The organism is Exiguobacterium sp. s181 (assembly GCF_018617125.1).
Taxonomy (GTDB): Bacteria; Bacillota; Bacilli; order Exiguobacteriales; family Exiguobacteriaceae; genus Exiguobacterium; species Exiguobacterium profundum.
Window position 1 is genome coordinate 239,522 of sequence record NZ_JACSJM010000001.1, and the last position, 16,785, is coordinate 256,306.

A 16,785-nucleotide genomic window follows, 5' to 3' on the forward strand; every position below is an offset into this window, starting at 1 on the left:
GGTCTTCACATGGTAAACACGACGAAGTTGAAAGTGCAGGATGCGGAATTATTTGAGGCAATGCAACACGAGCTCGGTCGTCAGCGCGACAACATCGAACTCATCGCTTCAGAAAACTTTGTTTCAGAAGCGGTCATGGAAGCGCAAGGAGGCGTATTGACGAACAAATATGCCGAAGGATATCCGGGACGCCGTTACTACGGTGGCTGTGAGTTTGTCGACGTCGCTGAGAACTTGGCGCGTGACCGTGCGAAAGAATTGTTCGGTGCAGAACATGCGAACGTACAACCGCACTCGGGTGCACAAGCGAACATGGCGGTCTACTTCACGGTGCTTGAAGCAGGAGATACGGTTCTCGGAATGAACCTGTCTCATGGTGGTCACTTGACGCACGGGAGTCCGGTCAACTTCTCAGGTGTGCAATATAACTTTGTCGAATACGGTGTAGACAAAGAGACAGAACACATCGATTACGACGTCGTCGCTGCACTTGCGAAGGAACATAAGCCGAAATTGATTGTTGCGGGAGCGTCAGCATATCCACGTACAATCGACTTCGCGAAGTTCCGTGAGATCGCGGACAGTGTCGATGCTTATCTTATGGTCGATATGGCGCACATCGCCGGACTCGTGGCAGCAGGTCTGCATCCGAACCCGGTCGAACATGCGCATTTCGTCACGACGACGACGCACAAGACGCTCCGTGGACCACGTGGCGGAATGATTCTTTGTAAAGAAGAGTTCGCCAAAGCGATCGATAAGTCGATTTTCCCAGGGATTCAAGGAGGACCGCTCATGCACGTCATCGCGGCAAAAGCGGTCGCGTTCGGTGAGGCACTCCAACCGGAATTCAAAGATTACCAACGTCAAGTCATTGCGAATGCACAAGCACTTGCGGCAGGCCTTGAAGAAGAGGGACTTCGAATCGTATCGGGCGGAACGGACAATCACCTCTTGCTCGTCGATCTTCGAGGAATCGACATCACAGGTAAAGCAGCTGAACATGCATTGGATGCAGCAGGAATCACGGTCAATAAAAACACGATTCCATTCGACCCGGCATCACCGTTTGTCACAAGCGGAATCCGTCTTGGAACGGCTGCGATGACGACTCGTGGCTTCAAAGAAGCGGATATGAAAGAAGTGGCACATCTCATCGGGCGTGTGCTCAAACAACATGAAGACGAGGCGGTAATCGCGGAAGCACTTCAAGACGTGCAATCGTTAACGGCGAAGTTCCCGCTTTACCCTGAACGAGGCTGAGTCAATGGATATTCGGACACTAGCAGAACGAGAGCTATCCGAACTTCCATTGTTCGATATGACAGAATGGTTGGCTCGTAAAGGGGAATACGATCCTTCTTTCCGTCTTGTCGCCAGTGAGTTCGGTGTCATCACGACGCTCCTCGACCATGGCTATTATGAAGAAGCGAGCGAACGAATCGTGCCGCTCCTCGGGATGAAAGTGCCTGCTGCTTTCCATCGACTAGGTCTTGCGCTAGAAGTGAAGGCGAACGGAAAAAAAGCGGCCAAGCGCCGCTTTCGTTCGTTCTCGTCGGCTGTCATCCAACATTCGGATTTAGCCGAATGGCGACAGGCGTTCAAGTTCGATAAGAAATGGCTCGGACTCCCGCTTGTCGTTGGTCTTGCAGCTGTAGCGCTCGTATTTTGGCCAGATTCCGAACCGCCGGTCGTCACGCCGGACGAACCGGACGAAGTCGTTGTCGAGACGGTGACAGAAGAAGAAGCGCTCGCGGAACGTCTTGAAGAACTCGAGGCAGAAGTCGCCCGACTCGAAAAAGAGAATGAGAAACTTCAAGATTCGGACGAACAGAAGCCAGAGGAATCGACTGAAGAAGCACCGGACACCTCAACGGATGTCGTACCGCTGGCTGAGGTAGAATCACTCGTCCAAGGCAAACAGTATGAAAAAGCCGACCGCCTATTAGACGGGAACGCGAAAGTCGGACAAGAACAAGCAGTTGGATTTTATCGACTTCTTGTCGACAATAAGTTAGGACAAGCAGACATTGCGGACTATGCGGCTTATCTCGAGTCGTATCCGGAATCCGGTTATAAGGCGGATGTCCTTTGGATGAAAGGGATTGCCGAGAAAAAAGCGAATGACCCGGCTTATCGTGAAACATTGACGACCGTTTCAGAGATGGAAGGGACGTATTGGGCACCGATTGCGAAGTCCGTGCTCGAAGAGTAAGGTGCTACATGAGTAGCGCCTTTTCTCATGAAATTCTAATGAAGTACACCACGATTTCTCGTTTTCCTGTCGTATGATTTGAGGTAGGAGGGATGCGTGTATGAAACGTGTAATGAAAACCATTGGAACAACTTTATTGGCGATCGGACTTATGGGAATCGGACTTGCCGGATTTTTATTCTTCACTTCACCTGGACAAGCTAGCCTGTCGCAACTATCGCTAGCGGCGCTGCAAGTCGAACAGCAGATGGAACAAGTCGATACGAAGTGGGATGAATGGGAAGATGATTTAGAAAGACGAATCGAGCAAGCCATTCCGGAAGGCGTTCGTCTGTTTTTTGCGGATTGAATTCGGGAAATGAATAACGGTACGTCGAGCGAACCGCTCGGCGTTTTTTCAAAGGAGTGAGCAGGATGCAGACGATTCTCGTCGTAGAAGATGATTCGAAGATTGCGCGATTACTGGAGTTGGAATTGAAGCATGCGGGATATGCGGTCATGGTGGCGACAGACGGTCGTACCGGTTTGGAACGAGCTCTCGCTGACGATGTCGACCTCGTGTTGCTTGACGTGATGTTACCTCAAATGAGTGGACTCGAGGTGGTCCGTCGTCTGAAAGAAGAGCGACCTTTGTTACCCGTTCTGATGGTGACGGCCCGTGGCGATCGATACGATAAAGTGAGTGGACTCGATCTTGGCGCAGATGATTACATCACAAAACCATTTGAAATAGAAGAAGTGCTCGCACGGATTCGGGCATTTTTACGAATGCGCCAGCTTGTTCGTCAAGACCATTCCGAACAGGTGTTGACATATGAGACATTGACTGTCGACGTGAATCGTCATGAAGTATATTGTGACGGAAAGAAAGTAGAGTTGACTCGACGTGAGTTTGACTTGTTGGTTTTCTTTTTAGAGAATCCGGAGCGAGTTTTGACGCGTGACCAACTCGTCGAACACGTGTGGGGATTCGACTATTATGGGGATACGAACGTCGTGGACGTGTATGTCCGATACGTCAGGAAAAAATTGACCGGCTCTTGGATTCAAACGGTTCGCGGTGTCGGCTATATGTTGAAGCGTGGTGAGTGACCGATGCTACGAACAAAGATTGCGTGGGCGATGACAGGGTTTATGCTGTTGCTTCTTCTCGTCTCCTTTGGCGTGACCTGGTTCGTCGCCAGACAGGAAATTGTCGATTCGCGTTTTGACGTGTTACTGCAGGCGTTGAATCTCTTGGAAGAAGATGTCCGGAATAGCGATGCGGTATTGTCGCTTCATGAGGACAGTGTCGTGTTAGAACGTCAAGAAAACGGCGAATGGGGAATCATCGCAGGAGAAGTGCCAGACGGAACGACGTTTCCCATCAATTACGGGGAACCGGCCCTCATCGATGATTGGTTTGTGGTCGCGACGACGGATGGACTAGCGTTCGGCTTTCAGGATCGAGATGTGAGCAATACGATTCAAGCGCTCGCAACCATTTTTCTCGTCATGTTCTTCCTTGCCGTTCTCTTGACGTTCCTCGGGACGTGGTGGATTTTACGTCAAGGTCTGTCACCGTTACGCCGATTGACAGAAACGATGGAACGGATCACGGAGTCCGGTAAGTTAGAGACAATCGAAGTGGCTGACCGAAAGGATGAAGTGACGACTCTTTCGGACGGATTTAATCATATGATCGAGCGAGTCGAAGGGACGATGGAGCAACAACGTCGTTTCGTCGCCGATGTTTCACATGAACTCAAGACACCGTTGACCGTCATCGAGGGCTATGCGAAGTTATTGCAACGGTGGGGACAAGAAGATGAGAGTGTACGTGCCGAAGCGATTGACCATATTTTAACGGAGTCGCGTCAAATGCGACATGATTTGATTGAACCGATGCTCGAATTGAATCGATTTGCTGCACTCGAACAGGTAGAGCGAGAAGAAATCGATTTAGCTGAACTTGGGGAATCAATAGGGGAACGTTTTTTGCGGTCGCACGGCGTCCAGTTACCTATTGAAGCTACAGGAAGCTGGTTTGGTCATCGTGAGTCGTTACAGCGGATTCTTGTCATCCTATTAGACAATAGTTTGAAGTATGCGGAAGAGACGAGCCTTCATTTGAAGAGTGATCGAATTGAGGTACGCGATCGAGGACCCGTTCTAACGGATGATGTGAGGAATCGGCTGTTCGATCGATTCTACCGATTAGATGAAGCGCGTGATCGCAGTGGGAGCGGTCTTGGTCTCGCGATTGCGAAAGAAGTGGCGGACTTGAATGAGTGGACGATAGGAAGTAGATCGAATCATCCGGATGGCAGTATATTTTTCCTGACTCGATGATGAATATTTCGCATTTTCTCATCAACTTCTAATGAAGCCTTAAATATGCTCTCACGGAAGAGGCTTATGATGAAAATAAGAAGAACACATCATGAGGAGGAAACAAACATGAAACGCATCGGTTGGATTATCGGCGCATTATTAGCTGTCATGGCAATTGTTGGAATTGGATTTTACGTAAACGGGAATCAGACGGATACGGTCATTGTTCCACAAGCAATCAATCAAGCGAGTGACGATCGATCAACGGACAACCCAGATGACCCTGCTACATCGGATGGCTCAAGTAGCGCATCAGATGATTCGTCAGCAGCGCGAGTGGGAGATGGAGACGACTATAAACTATACGGAACGCTCGTGAAGTTATCGAAAGAAGATGTCACCATCAGCTTCAACGGAAAAGAGTCGACATACCCTTTAGCGGCGACACATGAAATCGATGACGATACACCGCAAGTGGGTGACCGGGTAAAACTCGAATTGAACCGAGATGATGAAGTGAAGGAAGTGGACCGTGAGAGTGGTGATGATGATGCGTATATTTACGGCACGCTCGTCAAACTCACAAATCAAGAAGTCACGATTAAGATCGATGGGAAAGACAACGTATATCCACTTGCCGCACGTTCTGAAATCGATGATGACACCCCGCGTGTCGGCGACTTTGTCAAACTTGAACTAAATCAAGATGGGGCGGTCATTGAAGTCGACCGTGAATCGGAGGACGACCAGAATGAACAAGATGATTCTTCGCAGGACGACTCATCTCAAGATGACTCACCTGAAGATGAGCGAGAAAACGACTGATGGTGTAACGAAAAGGACTAATCTTTTGATGGATTAGTTCTTTTTTTGTGGCTAGACGTTGAGGCATAAAATGGATTGGACCGCTTTTATCAAATCATCAGAAACGTAATAATTCTGAAATCATCACAAAAATAGGTTATATGTTATGATGTACAAGAAAAATTTAGGTGGTTTCCACCTAATTGGGAATGAGGAGGGACATCAATGCGTACGTATTGGGGAATCTTACTCAGTTGTATCTTGTTGAGTGGATGTGGTGCCGAGACGTTGAACGCAATCGAATTACGTCCTTTGTCTTCCTATCGAGTCGAGCAAGATCCTGAGATACTATTAACGAAACAAACACAAGAGAAACTGCTTACATACTGTGAGCATCGTCCGACAGATGTCTTGCCCGAGCGACGAGCCATGGTGGCGGAAGTGACGTTTCATCATCCGCTCTATGAAGTACTCGGCTCCAAAACAGTGAAATATTTTGCAGCGGGAGATGAACGGTACCTCACTTGTGCGAACAGCAATGAGTTGATGGAGCGAACTTTTGCTGTGGAGCCCATTCAAGCGTATGAAGCGCTTGAGCCAGAGCGGTTTCAAGAGTCGAACGTAGTTTCGACGATTGAGTTTGAGCGTATCGACGAACTTAAAGCGGTGACCAGTACGTTCAACTTGAACGAGACGCATGAAGAAGTGATATCCGATTCAGTTTTTCGTTATAAGACGCCAGATACGGGGGCAATCTATGTGACGTTCGAGACGATTCGAAACGGACGCACACTTGACCCAATCATTGAACCAAAACTATACCCGTTTCAAAGCGGAGAAAATGAAGGGTATGTCTTCTTGACGAGGCGGGCCGATGATCGTCTCACCCTACAAATCGGAGAGGCGTCCTCGCTCAAACAACTCGTCCTACCGAATATATATGAGGCTCCTTATATGAAAGTCGATCCGAAAGAAGAGATTTCACTAAAGGGAAATCATCGCGAACTCATGAAACGCATCATCTTATCGGACCGACCGATTGAAGGGGATGTGGCTGAAGAGACGTCGTTATCGTTATCGAAAACATATGGAACGGTCCTTGAAATTTGGGGACATGTCCGCCGTCCTGTGACAAACAAGATGTCCACGCGCCCCGCCGAAGGGGAAACGCGCTTGGCCGTTTTTGAATCGGATCAAGATACAATCTGGCTAGACGGACCAAAAACGCAAGAGTTGTTTGACGCCTTGTCTCATATTCAGCCGCATGAAAAAACGTCTACAGCTGTCAAAATCGGAGACTTGCATCTGTATGAAGAATTGACCGAGCAATCCTTTGACGTATGGAAAACGGAAACAGAACTCTATTTAGTCGATCAACACACATCACAATCGTATGAACTTCCGGGCAATGATTATTTCCAGGTCATTCAACCATAAGTCGCGTCTGACCTTTGATAAAATAGAAGTTGGCTCTACCCATCTCAACAGAGTTAGGGTACAATGCTCGAGAGAGAATGAGAGAGGAGTGAAGCAAGATGGGAAAAGTACATGTTTATGACCATCCTTTGATTCAGCACAAAATGACGATTATGCGTAAAGTAGAGACGGGGACGAAGCAGTTCCGTGAACTCGTCGACGAAGTTTCTTCACTTATGGCATACGAAATCACGCGCAGCCTACCCCTAACAGACGTAGAAATCGAGACACCGGTCTCTGTTTCCACTCAAAAGATGATTGCCGGCAAGAAATTGGGAATCGTCCCTATTTTACGTGCAGGACTTGGTATGGTGGATGGGTTCCTCAAAATGATGCCGAACGTAAAAGTCGGTCATATCGGTCTTTACCGTGATCCGGAAACGCTTGAGCCACACGAATACTACTTGAAACTTCCGACAGACGTCACAGAACGCGACTTTATCGTCGTTGACCCGATGCTCGCGACTGGTGGTTCTGCTGTTGATGCAATCGCATCACTCAAGAAACATGGAGCGAAGTCAATCAAGTTGGCATGCCTCTGTGCAGCACCAGAAGGCGTAGAACGTGTACAAGCAGAACATCCGGATGTAGAGATTTATCTTGCTGCACTCGATGAAAAATTAAATGACCACGGTTATATCGTTCCTGGACTTGGGGATGCGGGTGACCGTTTGTTTGGTACGAAGTAATGACTTAAAAGCGAGAATCGCCTGTGCGATTTTCGCTTTTTTTGACGAATGACACGAAAAATATTTATCATTTACAGATGTCACAAAATAGACACAAAACGAGAGCGAGAAGAATGACGAACGAGGATGGAATATATCTATTCTTTCTTATTTAAATAGAATTCTGCTATTTCGGATAGGTAACCAGTGGTGAGGAAGCGATTTTGAACCGGATGAGATTCCTCACAAAAAAATGGGCGAAATCGCTCGACATGGTAAAAACATCCTCGGTATACTGATACAGGACGTTGAAAACGATTTCAAAATGAAGTCAACCGACGTTTCGTAATTCTTTGTGAACGTAAGCGTTTACCGATTGAATTTTCCAAAACGTGGGGGTATAACTGAACTATTCTTCATCTGATTCCGTTTGTGAAATGTTATAAAGTCAACATTTTTATTTCAACGTTTCTTCACACTTTCTTTAAAAAGTGCCTCGATCGTTTAGTTTGTGAAGTGCGTAAAACTATTGATACGACTTGATTTAAAGCGCTTTTATAATTGTGAAATTCATTGACTTCTTATGCCATTTCTATTACTCTGAACTTGTGTGACTTTTGATGGTCACGCGAGTGTGAATTCGTAAAGAATAAGGAAGCACGTGAGACTCGAAAGGGGGGGTTGGATGGCGAAAAAAGACAATCGTTATCTATCCTATGCCTCGCTCGCTTCACAAATCTCGACAGCACTTGCTGGACCGATTGTCATCGGTTATCTCGTCGGACAGTACGGCGAAAGACGTGAATTTTGGGGCACGTTTGGTTGGAATGTGTCGATTATCCTTGGACTCGTGTTCGGGGTTACGGCGCTAGTTCTCACCCTTCGGAGTTTATTGACAGGAGAGGACGAATGAATACGATTCAAGCAGACAGAAAAGCACAAAAAGAGTTGATGAAGCGTTATACGAAATGGTTTACCATATGGTTTGCAATTTTGTTAGTTGGCGCCTTCATCGTCCCGATGTACAAAGCCGTTTTTCTCGGATTGTTCATCGGTGGGGTCGGAAGTCTCATCATTCTACATATGCAGAATCGAAGTGTCATACGCATGTATGACGTCATCGAACATGGACGACGACCAAAGTCGCACGGGACCGTTTCAAGAATGGCGGTCGGTGCGTTAGCAGTGATAGTCGGTCTTCTCTACGAGGATCGAGTGTCCGTCATCGCGGTGGTAACTGGTCTAATCGCCGGCCACATCATACAATTTGGCGAGTTTACACTTGCCCAGCTCAGCAGGAAAAGAGGTGAATATTAATGGGTCATGAGTTTCCCACATATTCTCTGCACTTTGGGGACTATACGTTATACGGGAGCTGGACGAACGTCATTACAGTGTTAATAGCAGCGTTACTCGTCTTCGTATTCGCCATCTGGGGAACAAGACGTTTAGCTATGAAGCCGACTGGCAAACAAAACTTCATGGAATTCTTCGCGGAGTTCGTGCGTGGAATCATCGCAAGTGCGATGGACTGGAAGACAGGAGGACGCTTTATCGGATTTGGGATGACGTTGATTTTGTTCATTCTCTTCTCAAACTTGATGGGTCTACCGTTTAACGTCATTTCCGGACACTATCTGTGGTTCAACTCACCGACGGCCGATCCTTACGTAACCTTGGCGTTGTCGACACTCGTCGTTGCAATGTCGCACTATTACGGGGTGAAGCTACACGGGTTCAAGCACTATTCAGCGGAATTCGTAAAACCAGTCTGGTTCTTGCTTCCGATCAAATTGATCGAGGAGTTTGCGAACACGTTGACACTCGGTTTGCGTCTATACGGTAACATCTTTGCCGGTGAAATCATGATTACCATCATCTTGGGACTCGCGATTACAGCCGAAGGCGCACTCAACCCGCTCGGTGCAATCTTTGCGGTCTTCCCAATGATTCTATGGCAAGGTTTCTCAATCTTTATCGGGGTTATCCAATCCTACATTTTCCTGACGCTTGCAATGGTGTACATCGGGCACAAAGCTTCGGCCGAACATTGATTCGGACATCTCGCCAAAGCGTTACAATCAAATTATTTACTTAACTTTTAGGAGGAATATACACAATGGAACAACTTAATCTTCTCGCAACAGCACTTGTTATCGGACTTGGAGCACTCGCAGCTGGTATCGGTAACGGTTTGATCGTATACGGAACAGTACAAGGACAAGCACGTCAACCAGAACTCAAAAACGAACTTCGTCAAACAATGTTCATCGGTATCGGTTTGGTTGAGGCCCTCCCGATCATCGGTGTGGCTGTCGGTTTCCTTCTCCTCAACTCTTGATTCCGAGTTAACGAGAATAGCATGAGAGGGAGCACGTCTCCCTCACTTATTTAGTCAAGAGGAGGGTATGCATGGATACGATGATGATTGCAGCTGGTGCTGGCGGCGAAGGCCTCCGCATTCTGGATATGATCTTTACAATTTTCACATTCCTCGTACTCTTGGCCCTGTTGAAGAAATTTGCTTGGGGACCACTCCTTGGAATGATGAGACAGCGTGAAGAGTATGTAGCGAACGAAATTGAACTCGCTGAAAAGAGCCGCAAAGATGCGGAACATTATGTCGTTGAACAACGTGACGCACTCAGTGCAGCACGTACTGAGTCAAAAGAAATGCTCGACGCAAGCCGTCGACAAGCAGAAGCAGAACAAGCACGCTTGGTGGAGCAGGCGCGTTTGGAAGCCGAACAAATTAAAATCGAGGCAGAGAAAGCGATTGAGCGTGAGCGTGAGCTTGCGAAACAATCTCTTCAAACGGAAGTCGTCACACAGGCGCTTTCGGCAGCACGCCACGTCCTTCAATCAGACCTTAAAGGCGATGAAGCGAAACAACGTGCCCTCGTCACAGACTTCCTGTCTAAAGCGAAAGGTGCGAACTGATGAACGCATCACTAGCAAAACGCTATGCCAAAGCGCTCTTCGACTTAGCGCGGGAACAAGGCACGCTCGACCAAGTCGAAGCGGAAGTGCGTCTGCTCGATGAAGTGCTCCACGCGACTCCTGAACTCATGGATCTCTTAACGAATCCGGCAGTCAGTGACAGCGAGCTTGCACAGCTTTTAAAAGACAGCTTTGGTGATATGACGGCGATTGTCGTGAACACACTTCTCGTCATGGTCGAAAACGACCGTGCGGCAGAGGTTCGCGCATTGCCACGTTACGTCCGCGAATTGATCAACGACTATCGTGGAATTGCAGAGGGTATTGTCACAAGCGCCTACCCATTGTCGGCAACAGACTTGAAAGACGTCGAACTCGTCTTCGGACAGAAGCTCGGGAAGACGCTCCAATTGAAGAACGTCGTCGATGAAGAAGTCATCGGTGGACTCCGTGTCCAAGTCGGATACACGACGTACGATGATACGATTGAAACGAAATTGACACGCCTTGAGCGTGAATTGTTGAATGCGTAAGAAATAGGGGTGAATTCAATGACAATCAAAGCTGAAGAAATCAGCGCCCTGCTAAAAGAACGAATCGCTTCGTACGGTTCTGAAATCGAAGTCAGCGAGACAGGTACAGTCATCCAAGTAGGTGACGGTATCGCTCGTGCACACGGACTCGATAACGTTATGGCGGGGGAACTCGTAGAGTTCTCTAACGGCGTAATGGGCTTGGCGCAAAACTTAGAAGAAGGTAACGTCGGGATTATCATCCTTGGCGATTACAAAGGGATCAAAGAAGGCGACTCTGTCAAACGTACAGGTCGCATCATGGAAGTTCCAGTTGGTGAGGCACTCCTCGGACGTGTCGTTAACCCACTCGGACAACCAATCGATGGTCTTGGACCAATCGTAACTGACACGTATAACCCGATTGAGCGTAAAGCTTACGGCGTTATGGCACGTAAATCGGTTCACGAACCACTTCAAACAGGAATTAAGGCGATTGACGCCCTCGTTCCAATCGGTCGTGGTCAGCGTGAGCTCATCATCGGTGACCGTCAGACAGGTAAAACATCTGTTGCCATCGATACGATTATCAACCAAAAAGAAGAGAACATGATTTGTATCTACGTTGCTATCGGTCAGAAAGAATCGACTGTACGTGGCGTAGTAGAGACGCTTCGTCAAAACGGAGCGCTCGATTATACAATCGTCGTTTCGGCATCGGCATCACAGCCGGCACCACTTCTTTACCTCGCACCATTCGCAGGGGTATCGATGGGTGAGTACTTCATGGATCGCGGACAACACGTCCTCGTCGTTTATGATGACCTTTCGAAACAAGCGGCAGCTTACCGTGAGCTCTCGCTCCTTCTCCGTCGTCCTCCAGGCCGCGAAGCCTACCCAGGGGATGTCTTCTACCTCCACTCACGCCTTCTTGAGCGTGCAGCGAAGTTGAACGACGAACTCGGCGGTGGTTCATTGACAGCACTTCCGTTCATCGAGACACAAGCATCGGATATCTCAGCATATATCCCGACAAACGTTATCTCGATCACAGACGGTCAGATCTTCCTTCAGTCGGACCTCTTCTTCTCTGGGGTACGCCCAGCGATCAACGCCGGTCTCTCGGTATCGCGTGTTGGTGGTTCGGCACAGGTGAAAGCGATGAAGAAAGTTGCTGGTACACTTCGTCTTGACCTCGCGTCTTACCGTGAGCTCGAAGCGTTCGCTCAGTTCGGATCAGATCTCGACAAAGCGACACAATCGAAGTTGAACCGTGGTCAGCGTACGGTTGAAGTCTTGAAACAAGACTTGAACGCACCGCTTTCTGTAGACAAGCAAGTTATCATCATCTACGCACTCACGAAAGGTCATCTCGATGACATCCCAGTCACAGACATCCGTCGTTTCGAAACAGAAATGAACGCATGGCTCGACCAAAACCGTAAAGACCTCTGCCGTGAAATCCGTCAGACAGGAAACCTTCCTTCAGACGAGGCAATGGTCGACGCAATTACGGAATTCAAAAAGACGTTCTCGCCATCGGTTTAATCCGGTGACGAGCGTCTATTAAGGTGGTGAATCGAAATGGCATCATTACGTGAGATCCAGATGCGGATCACCTCGACCCAAAGCACGAAGCAAATCACGAAAGCGATGAACATGGTGTCGGCATCGAAGTTGAACCGGGCCCAAGGGAACAACGCCAACTTCAAGCCGTACATGGACAAGTTGCAAGAAGTCATCTCGTCGATCGCCGGTGGTACATCAGGCGCGACACACCCGATGCTTCAAGTCCGTCCCGTCAAACGGACTGGTTATATCGTCATCACGTCAGACCGCGGACTCGCAGGTGGATACAACGCCAGCGTCTTGCGTGACGTGTACCGTGAACTCAAAGACAAGCACACATCAACAGATGAGTATCGTCTTTACGTAATCGGGAAAGTCGGTGTCCAGTTCTTCAAGTCACGCAACATTCCAGTGTATAGCGCGATGACAGGGCTAAACGACCAACCAACTTTTGTTGAAGTCGCAGAAATCGTCAAACAGACGGTAGGTGCCTTCAGCGAGGGCGAGATTGATGAATTGAAGCTTTGCTACAACTCGTTCATCTCGGTCATCAGCCAAGAAGTGAAGATTCAACAATTGCTCCCGCTCGGGGATATCGAACAGTCCGCATCCAATGTGATGTATGAATACGAACCAGAAGAAGAAACGATCTTAGCGGCGCTCCTCCCACGTTATGCGGAAGGACTCATCTACGGCGCATTGCTCGATGCGAAAGTGTCAGAGCACGCTGCCCGGATGACGGCGATGTCGAGTGCGACAGACAATGCGGATGAACTCATTCGCGGACTCAAACTCAAATTCAACCGCGCGCGTCAAGCAGCGATCACACAAGAAATCACAGAGATTGTCGGAGGTGCGTCGGCGCTTGAATAAGCGCACGCTCTCTAGATTGTAGGAGGCTAACACGATGAACGAATACGGCATGAAAGGCCGCGTAGTCGCAGTCATGGGCCCAGTTATCGACGTTAAGTTCGACAACCACTTACCGAACATCTACAACGCTCTCAAAGTCACACACGTGGCAACGACAGCGGACGATGTTAGTGTCGACTTGACGCTTGAAGTAGCTGTTCACCTTGGTGACGACACGGTCCGTACGATTGCGATGGACTCAACTGACGGCGTTCGCCGCGGTATGGAAGTACTTGACTTAGGATCACCGATTTCGGTACCAGTTGGAGAAATGACACTTGGACGTGTCTTCAACGTTCTCGGTAATCCAATCGATGATAAAGAAGTGGCAGCTGACGTGCTTCGTGCACCGATTCACCGTCAAGCGCCAACATTTGACGAATTGTCAACGAAAGTTGAAATCCTTGAAACAGGGATCAAAGTCGTCGACCTTCTCGCACCATACATCAAAGGTGGTAAAATCGGCCTCTTCGGTGGTGCCGGTGTAGGGAAGACCGTCCTCATCCAGGAACTCATCAACAACATCGCGCAAGAGCACAGCGGGATTTCTGTATTCGCAGGAGTCGGTGAGCGTACGCGTGAAGGGAATGACTTGTTCCACGAGATGACGGACTCAGGCGTTATCAAGCAAACAGCGATGGTCTTCGGTCAGATGAACGAACCACCTGGTGCACGTCTCCGTGTTGCCTTGACTGGTTTGACAATGGCAGAGTACTTCCGTGACGAGCAAGGACAAGACGTTCTTCTCTTCGTTGATAACATCTTCCGTTTCACACAAGCAGGTTCTGAGGTTTCGGCCCTTCTCGGACGTATGCCATCGGCGGTAGGTTACCAGCCGACGCTTGCGACAGAAATGGGTATGCTTCAAGAGCGAATCACATCGACTGCAAAAGGATCGGTTACTTCGATTCAAGCGGTTTATGTACCAGCCGATGACTATACGGACCCGGCTCCGGCAACAACGTTCGCCCACCTTGATGCCACAACAAACCTTGAGCGTCGTCTTTCGGAGATGGGGATTTACCCAGCCGTTGACCCGCTCGCATCGACTTCACGCGCCCTCTCTCCTGAAATCGTAGGGAAAGATCACTATGAAGTCGCACGTAACGTTCAACAGACGCTTCAGCGTTACAAAGAACTTCAAGACATCATCGCCATCCTCGGGATGGATGAGTTGTCTGAAGACGACAAACTCACGGTTCACCGTGCACGTCGTATTCAGTTCTTCTTATCACAAAACTTCCACGTGGCTGAGCAGTTCACGGGCCAAAAAGGTTCATACGTGCCAGTCAAAGAGACAGTACGCGGCTTCAAAGAGATCCTCGAAGGTAAACACGACGATCTTCCTGAAGATGCATTCCGTCTCGTCGGTCCAATCGAAGACGTCATCGAAAAAGCGAAGACGTTGGTCTAAGACCTACGCGGAAGGGGGAAACTAGACGATGAATACTGTTCACGTCAACGTCGTCACCCCGGATGGTGCAGCCTTTGAAGGAGACGCACGAATGGTCATCGCCAAATCGGTCACTGGTGAGCTCGGTATTTTACCGAAGCACATCCCGATGGTGACGCCACTCGACGTCTCAGTCCTCAAGCTGCGCCACGAAGATGGTGGACGCACGCTGATCGCAATCAGCGGCGGTTTCATGGAAGTTCGTCCCGACACGGTGACGATCTTAGCTGAAACAGCCGAAATGGCGGATAAGATTGACTATGACCGCGCTTCTGCGGCGAAAGTTCGTGCCGAGCGTCGTCTTCAAGACACGAAGCTCTCGGAACTCGAATTCCGTCGTGCGGAACTTGCGCTCAAAAAAGCGATCAACCGCTTAAGCATTCGCGATATGAAAGAATAAGAATGACTCTCACACGAAAGTGTGGGAGTTTTTTTGTTGTTTTCGAAAAGATGGGTCTTTTGTCGTGCTTCTAAATGACGGGACTAGTAAAAAATATATGGGAGAAGACCGATAATAAAGGTGGGAACTACCGTAAAGGAGATTAGGGAATGAAAGTTTACGTTGCGCGACAACCAATTTTTGACCAACAATTACGCGTTTGCGGCTACGAATTGTTATATCGCCGCAGCGAAAATAATATTTTTGAGAATGTAGATGATTCGTTAGCAACGGCTGACGTCATTCATAACGCTTACCTTGTGTTCAATTTTCGGGAATTGACAGAAGGGACGCGTGCGTTCATCAACTTCCCTCAGACGTTGATTGAAGGGGAAGTGCCTTCGTTGCTACCCCGTCAATCGCTCGTCGTCGAAGTGCTCGAACATGTCGAACCGACGGAAAAGGTATTACAGTCTCTCCGCTCGTTGAGACGTCAAGGTTATACAATTGCATTGGATGATTTCGTATTTGAAGAGAAGTATCGCCCATTGATTGGACTAGCCGACATCATCAAAATCGACTATCAAGCGACCCCGGTAGACCGGCAGCAAAAATTGATTGATGCGCTCGGACACCGAGTCGAATTTTTGGCGGAAAAAATCGAGACACCCGCAGAGTACGAGATTGCGAAACGACTCGGATATAAGATGTTTCAAGGATACTTCTTTAGTCGGCCCATCGTGGTGCATGGGGCCGAAGTCCATCCGTTACGTCACACGCTCATTGAAATGTTGAAAGAGCTCGATCGTCCGGAACCGAGCTTCCGACGGATCTCATCGCAAATTGAGCGAAGTGTCGACTTATCCTATAAGATGCTCCGCACGGTCAATACGGTGTATCAAAAAGGTCGACATACCATTCAATCCATCGAGCAAGCCGTCGCACGAATCGGACTAGATGAGTTGAAACGATGGTCGTATTTGATGCTCTTACGGGAGATGCAGACGTCTGAATCGAAAGAACTGATCAAGCAGAGTGTCATCCGCGGAAAAATGATGGAGTTGATTGCGGAGGATACATTGACAGATGTATTGCCGTTTGATGCATTTATCACAGGAATCTTCTCATCACTCGACGTCATTCTCGATGAGGCGATGCAAACGTTGATTGCAGAGCTTCCGGTAGCGCCTCCTGTAAAGGCAGCGTTACTCGGTGAACAGAATGGTTTGCGAAAGTTGTTAGAGGATGTGATCGCCTACGAACAGTTGACGATTCCACTCCATAACACAGATTCGGATTGGTCTCAATATTACGTCGAAGCGATTCGATGGTCTCGTAGCCTTGACGAGTCGATTGAATAATGTTTGAAATATGTGAGGGGCGTCAATTACTGTAGTAAAGCCTTACTGCTGATGATGTCCCTTTTGGTGTGCTTGTAGAAAAAGTGAGTTGATCGAATGGTTCAAACCGCTCGAAGCTTAAGACCCTAAGTCTTTTTTTCTCTAACATGTCATGATATGATTGAAAATGGTACGAATTTTAGA

19 protein-coding genes are annotated in these 16,785 nt (G+C 48.4%); all 19 read left to right on the forward strand.

Going from position 1 to position 16,785, the window contains the following annotated elements; genetic code table 11:
• The first annotated feature begins 9 nt into the window (after positions 1–9).
• The 19 genes from glyA to KNO70_RS01460 all read left to right on the forward strand — a co-directional run bounded on the left by glyA (position 10) and on the right by KNO70_RS01460 (position 16,602).
• Positions 10–1,263, forward strand: coding sequence for a serine hydroxymethyltransferase (gene glyA, locus KNO70_RS01370; RefSeq protein WP_214783664.1), 1,254 nt, complete (start codon positions 10–12; stop codon positions 1,261–1,263).
• 4 nt (positions 1,264–1,267) lie between these two features.
• Entirely contained in the window at positions 1,268–2,215 is a 948-nt protein-coding gene (locus tag KNO70_RS01375) for a hypothetical protein (RefSeq protein WP_214687560.1), read from the forward strand.
• Positions 2,216–2,315: 100 nt separating this feature from the next.
• A complete protein-coding gene (locus KNO70_RS01380; protein WP_214686029.1) occupies positions 2,316–2,564 on the forward strand; it encodes a hypothetical protein in 249 nt (82 codons plus the stop codon).
• Between the two features lie 65 nt (positions 2,565–2,629).
• Positions 2,630–3,307 carry a response regulator transcription factor gene (locus KNO70_RS01385; protein WP_211782232.1) on the forward strand — a complete coding sequence of 226 codons (678 nt, stop codon included), beginning with the start codon at positions 2,630–2,632 and terminating at the stop codon, positions 3,305–3,307.
• 3 nt (positions 3,308–3,310) lie between these two features.
• A complete protein-coding gene (locus tag KNO70_RS01390) occupies positions 3,311–4,546 on the forward strand; it encodes a sensor histidine kinase (RefSeq protein ID WP_214810919.1) in 1,236 nt (411 codons plus the stop codon).
• A 108-nt stretch (positions 4,547–4,654) separates the two neighbouring features.
• A complete protein-coding gene (locus KNO70_RS01395; RefSeq protein WP_078147664.1) occupies positions 4,655–5,353 on the forward strand; it encodes a hypothetical protein in 699 nt (232 codons plus the stop codon).
• Between the two features lie 204 nt (positions 5,354–5,557).
• Positions 5,558–6,769, forward strand: a complete 1,212-nt coding sequence (locus KNO70_RS01400) for a hypothetical protein (protein WP_214687557.1) — start codon at positions 5,558–5,560, stop codon at positions 6,767–6,769.
• A gap of 98 nt (positions 6,770–6,867) precedes the next feature.
• Entirely contained in the window at positions 6,868–7,497 is a 630-nt protein-coding gene (gene upp, locus KNO70_RS01405) for a uracil phosphoribosyltransferase (RefSeq protein ID WP_012727364.1), read from the forward strand.
• A gap of 664 nt (positions 7,498–8,161) precedes the next feature.
• Complete coding sequence (locus KNO70_RS01410) at positions 8,162–8,389, forward strand: hypothetical protein (RefSeq protein WP_012727363.1); 228 nt, start codon at positions 8,162–8,164, stop codon at positions 8,387–8,389.
• Positions 8,386–8,793, forward strand: coding sequence for an ATP synthase subunit I (locus KNO70_RS01415; RefSeq protein ID WP_074035722.1), 408 nt, complete (start codon positions 8,386–8,388; stop codon positions 8,791–8,793). The genes KNO70_RS01410 and KNO70_RS01415 overlap by 4 nt, the downstream gene beginning before the upstream one ends.
• On the forward strand, positions 8,793–9,530 hold the full coding sequence (atpB, locus tag KNO70_RS01420) for a F0F1 ATP synthase subunit A (RefSeq protein WP_074035878.1): 738 nt from the start codon (positions 8,793–8,795) through the stop codon (positions 9,528–9,530). Before KNO70_RS01415 ends, atpB begins: the two co-directional genes overlap by 1 nt.
• Before the next feature lie 65 nt (positions 9,531–9,595).
• Positions 9,596–9,817 carry a F0F1 ATP synthase subunit C gene (atpE, locus tag KNO70_RS01425; protein ID WP_012727360.1) on the forward strand — a complete coding sequence of 74 codons (222 nt, stop codon included), beginning with the start codon at positions 9,596–9,598 and terminating at the stop codon, positions 9,815–9,817.
• Positions 9,818–9,888: 71 nt separating this feature from the next.
• Positions 9,889–10,416 (forward strand): F0F1 ATP synthase subunit B, encoded by a 528-nt coding sequence (gene atpF / locus KNO70_RS01430; RefSeq protein WP_012727359.1) that lies wholly within the window; start codon positions 9,889–9,891, stop codon positions 10,414–10,416.
• On the forward strand, positions 10,416–10,949 hold the full coding sequence (locus KNO70_RS01435) for a F0F1 ATP synthase subunit delta (protein WP_012727358.1): 534 nt from the start codon (positions 10,416–10,418) through the stop codon (positions 10,947–10,949). Before atpF ends, KNO70_RS01435 begins: the two co-directional genes overlap by 1 nt.
• 18 nt (positions 10,950–10,967) lie before the next feature.
• Entirely contained in the window at positions 10,968–12,476 is a 1,509-nt protein-coding gene (gene atpA, locus KNO70_RS01440) for a F0F1 ATP synthase subunit alpha (protein ID WP_012727357.1), read from the forward strand.
• Positions 12,477–12,512: 36 nt separating this feature from the next.
• The gene (gene atpG / locus KNO70_RS01445; protein WP_012727356.1) at positions 12,513–13,370 is read left to right on the forward strand and encodes an ATP synthase F1 subunit gamma; all 858 of its coding nucleotides are present in this window, start codon (positions 12,513–12,515) and stop codon (positions 13,368–13,370) included.
• A 34-nt stretch (positions 13,371–13,404) separates the two neighbouring features.
• A complete protein-coding gene (atpD, locus tag KNO70_RS01450; protein WP_251030054.1) occupies positions 13,405–14,823 on the forward strand; it encodes a F0F1 ATP synthase subunit beta in 1,419 nt (472 codons plus the stop codon).
• Positions 14,824–14,851: 28 nt separating this feature from the next.
• Complete coding sequence (locus KNO70_RS01455) at positions 14,852–15,262, forward strand: F0F1 ATP synthase subunit epsilon (RefSeq protein WP_012727354.1); 411 nt, start codon at positions 14,852–14,854, stop codon at positions 15,260–15,262.
• Between the two features lie 149 nt (positions 15,263–15,411).
• The gene (locus KNO70_RS01460; RefSeq protein ID WP_214810928.1) at positions 15,412–16,602 is read left to right on the forward strand and encodes an EAL and HDOD domain-containing protein; all 1,191 of its coding nucleotides are present in this window, start codon (positions 15,412–15,414) and stop codon (positions 16,600–16,602) included.
• The last annotated feature ends 183 nt before the right edge of the window (positions 16,603–16,785 follow it).

Bases quoted from the DNA above. Each gene is read 5' to 3' on its own strand.
- KNO70_RS01385 (WP_211782232.1), top strand. From the start codon at position 2,630: ATGCAGACGATTCTCGTCGTAGAAGATGATTCGAAGATTGCGCGATTA.
- atpB (WP_074035878.1), top strand. From the start codon at position 8,793: ATGGGTCATGAGTTTCCCACATATTCTCTGCACTTTGGGGACTATACG.
- KNO70_RS01380 (WP_214686029.1), top strand. From the start codon at position 2,316: ATGAAACGTGTAATGAAAACCATTGGAACAACTTTATTGGCGATCGGA.
- KNO70_RS01400 (WP_214687557.1), top strand. From the start codon at position 5,558: ATGCGTACGTATTGGGGAATCTTACTCAGTTGTATCTTGTTGAGTGGA.
- KNO70_RS01395 (WP_078147664.1), top strand. From the start codon at position 4,655: ATGAAACGCATCGGTTGGATTATCGGCGCATTATTAGCTGTCATGGCA.
- atpF (WP_012727359.1), top strand. From the start codon at position 9,889: ATGGATACGATGATGATTGCAGCTGGTGCTGGCGGCGAAGGCCTCCGC.
- KNO70_RS01375 (WP_214687560.1), top strand. From the start codon at position 1,268: ATGGATATTCGGACACTAGCAGAACGAGAGCTATCCGAACTTCCATTG.
- atpG (WP_012727356.1), top strand. From the start codon at position 12,513: ATGGCATCATTACGTGAGATCCAGATGCGGATCACCTCGACCCAAAGC.
- KNO70_RS01390 (WP_214810919.1), top strand. From the start codon at position 3,311: ATGCTACGAACAAAGATTGCGTGGGCGATGACAGGGTTTATGCTGTTG.
- atpE (WP_012727360.1), top strand. From the start codon at position 9,596: ATGGAACAACTTAATCTTCTCGCAACAGCACTTGTTATCGGACTTGGA.
- upp (WP_012727364.1), top strand. From the start codon at position 6,868: ATGGGAAAAGTACATGTTTATGACCATCCTTTGATTCAGCACAAAATG.
- KNO70_RS01410 (WP_012727363.1), top strand. From the start codon at position 8,162: ATGGCGAAAAAAGACAATCGTTATCTATCCTATGCCTCGCTCGCTTCA.
- KNO70_RS01435 (WP_012727358.1), top strand. From the start codon at position 10,416: ATGAACGCATCACTAGCAAAACGCTATGCCAAAGCGCTCTTCGACTTA.
- atpA (WP_012727357.1), top strand. From the start codon at position 10,968: ATGACAATCAAAGCTGAAGAAATCAGCGCCCTGCTAAAAGAACGAATC.
- KNO70_RS01415 (WP_074035722.1), top strand. From the start codon at position 8,386: ATGAATACGATTCAAGCAGACAGAAAAGCACAAAAAGAGTTGATGAAG.
- glyA (WP_214783664.1), top strand. From the start codon at position 10: ATGGTAAACACGACGAAGTTGAAAGTGCAGGATGCGGAATTATTTGAG.
- KNO70_RS01460 (WP_214810928.1), top strand. From the start codon at position 15,412: ATGAAAGTTTACGTTGCGCGACAACCAATTTTTGACCAACAATTACGC.
- atpD (WP_251030054.1), top strand. From the start codon at position 13,405: ATGAACGAATACGGCATGAAAGGCCGCGTAGTCGCAGTCATGGGCCCA.
- KNO70_RS01455 (WP_012727354.1), top strand. From the start codon at position 14,852: ATGAATACTGTTCACGTCAACGTCGTCACCCCGGATGGTGCAGCCTTT.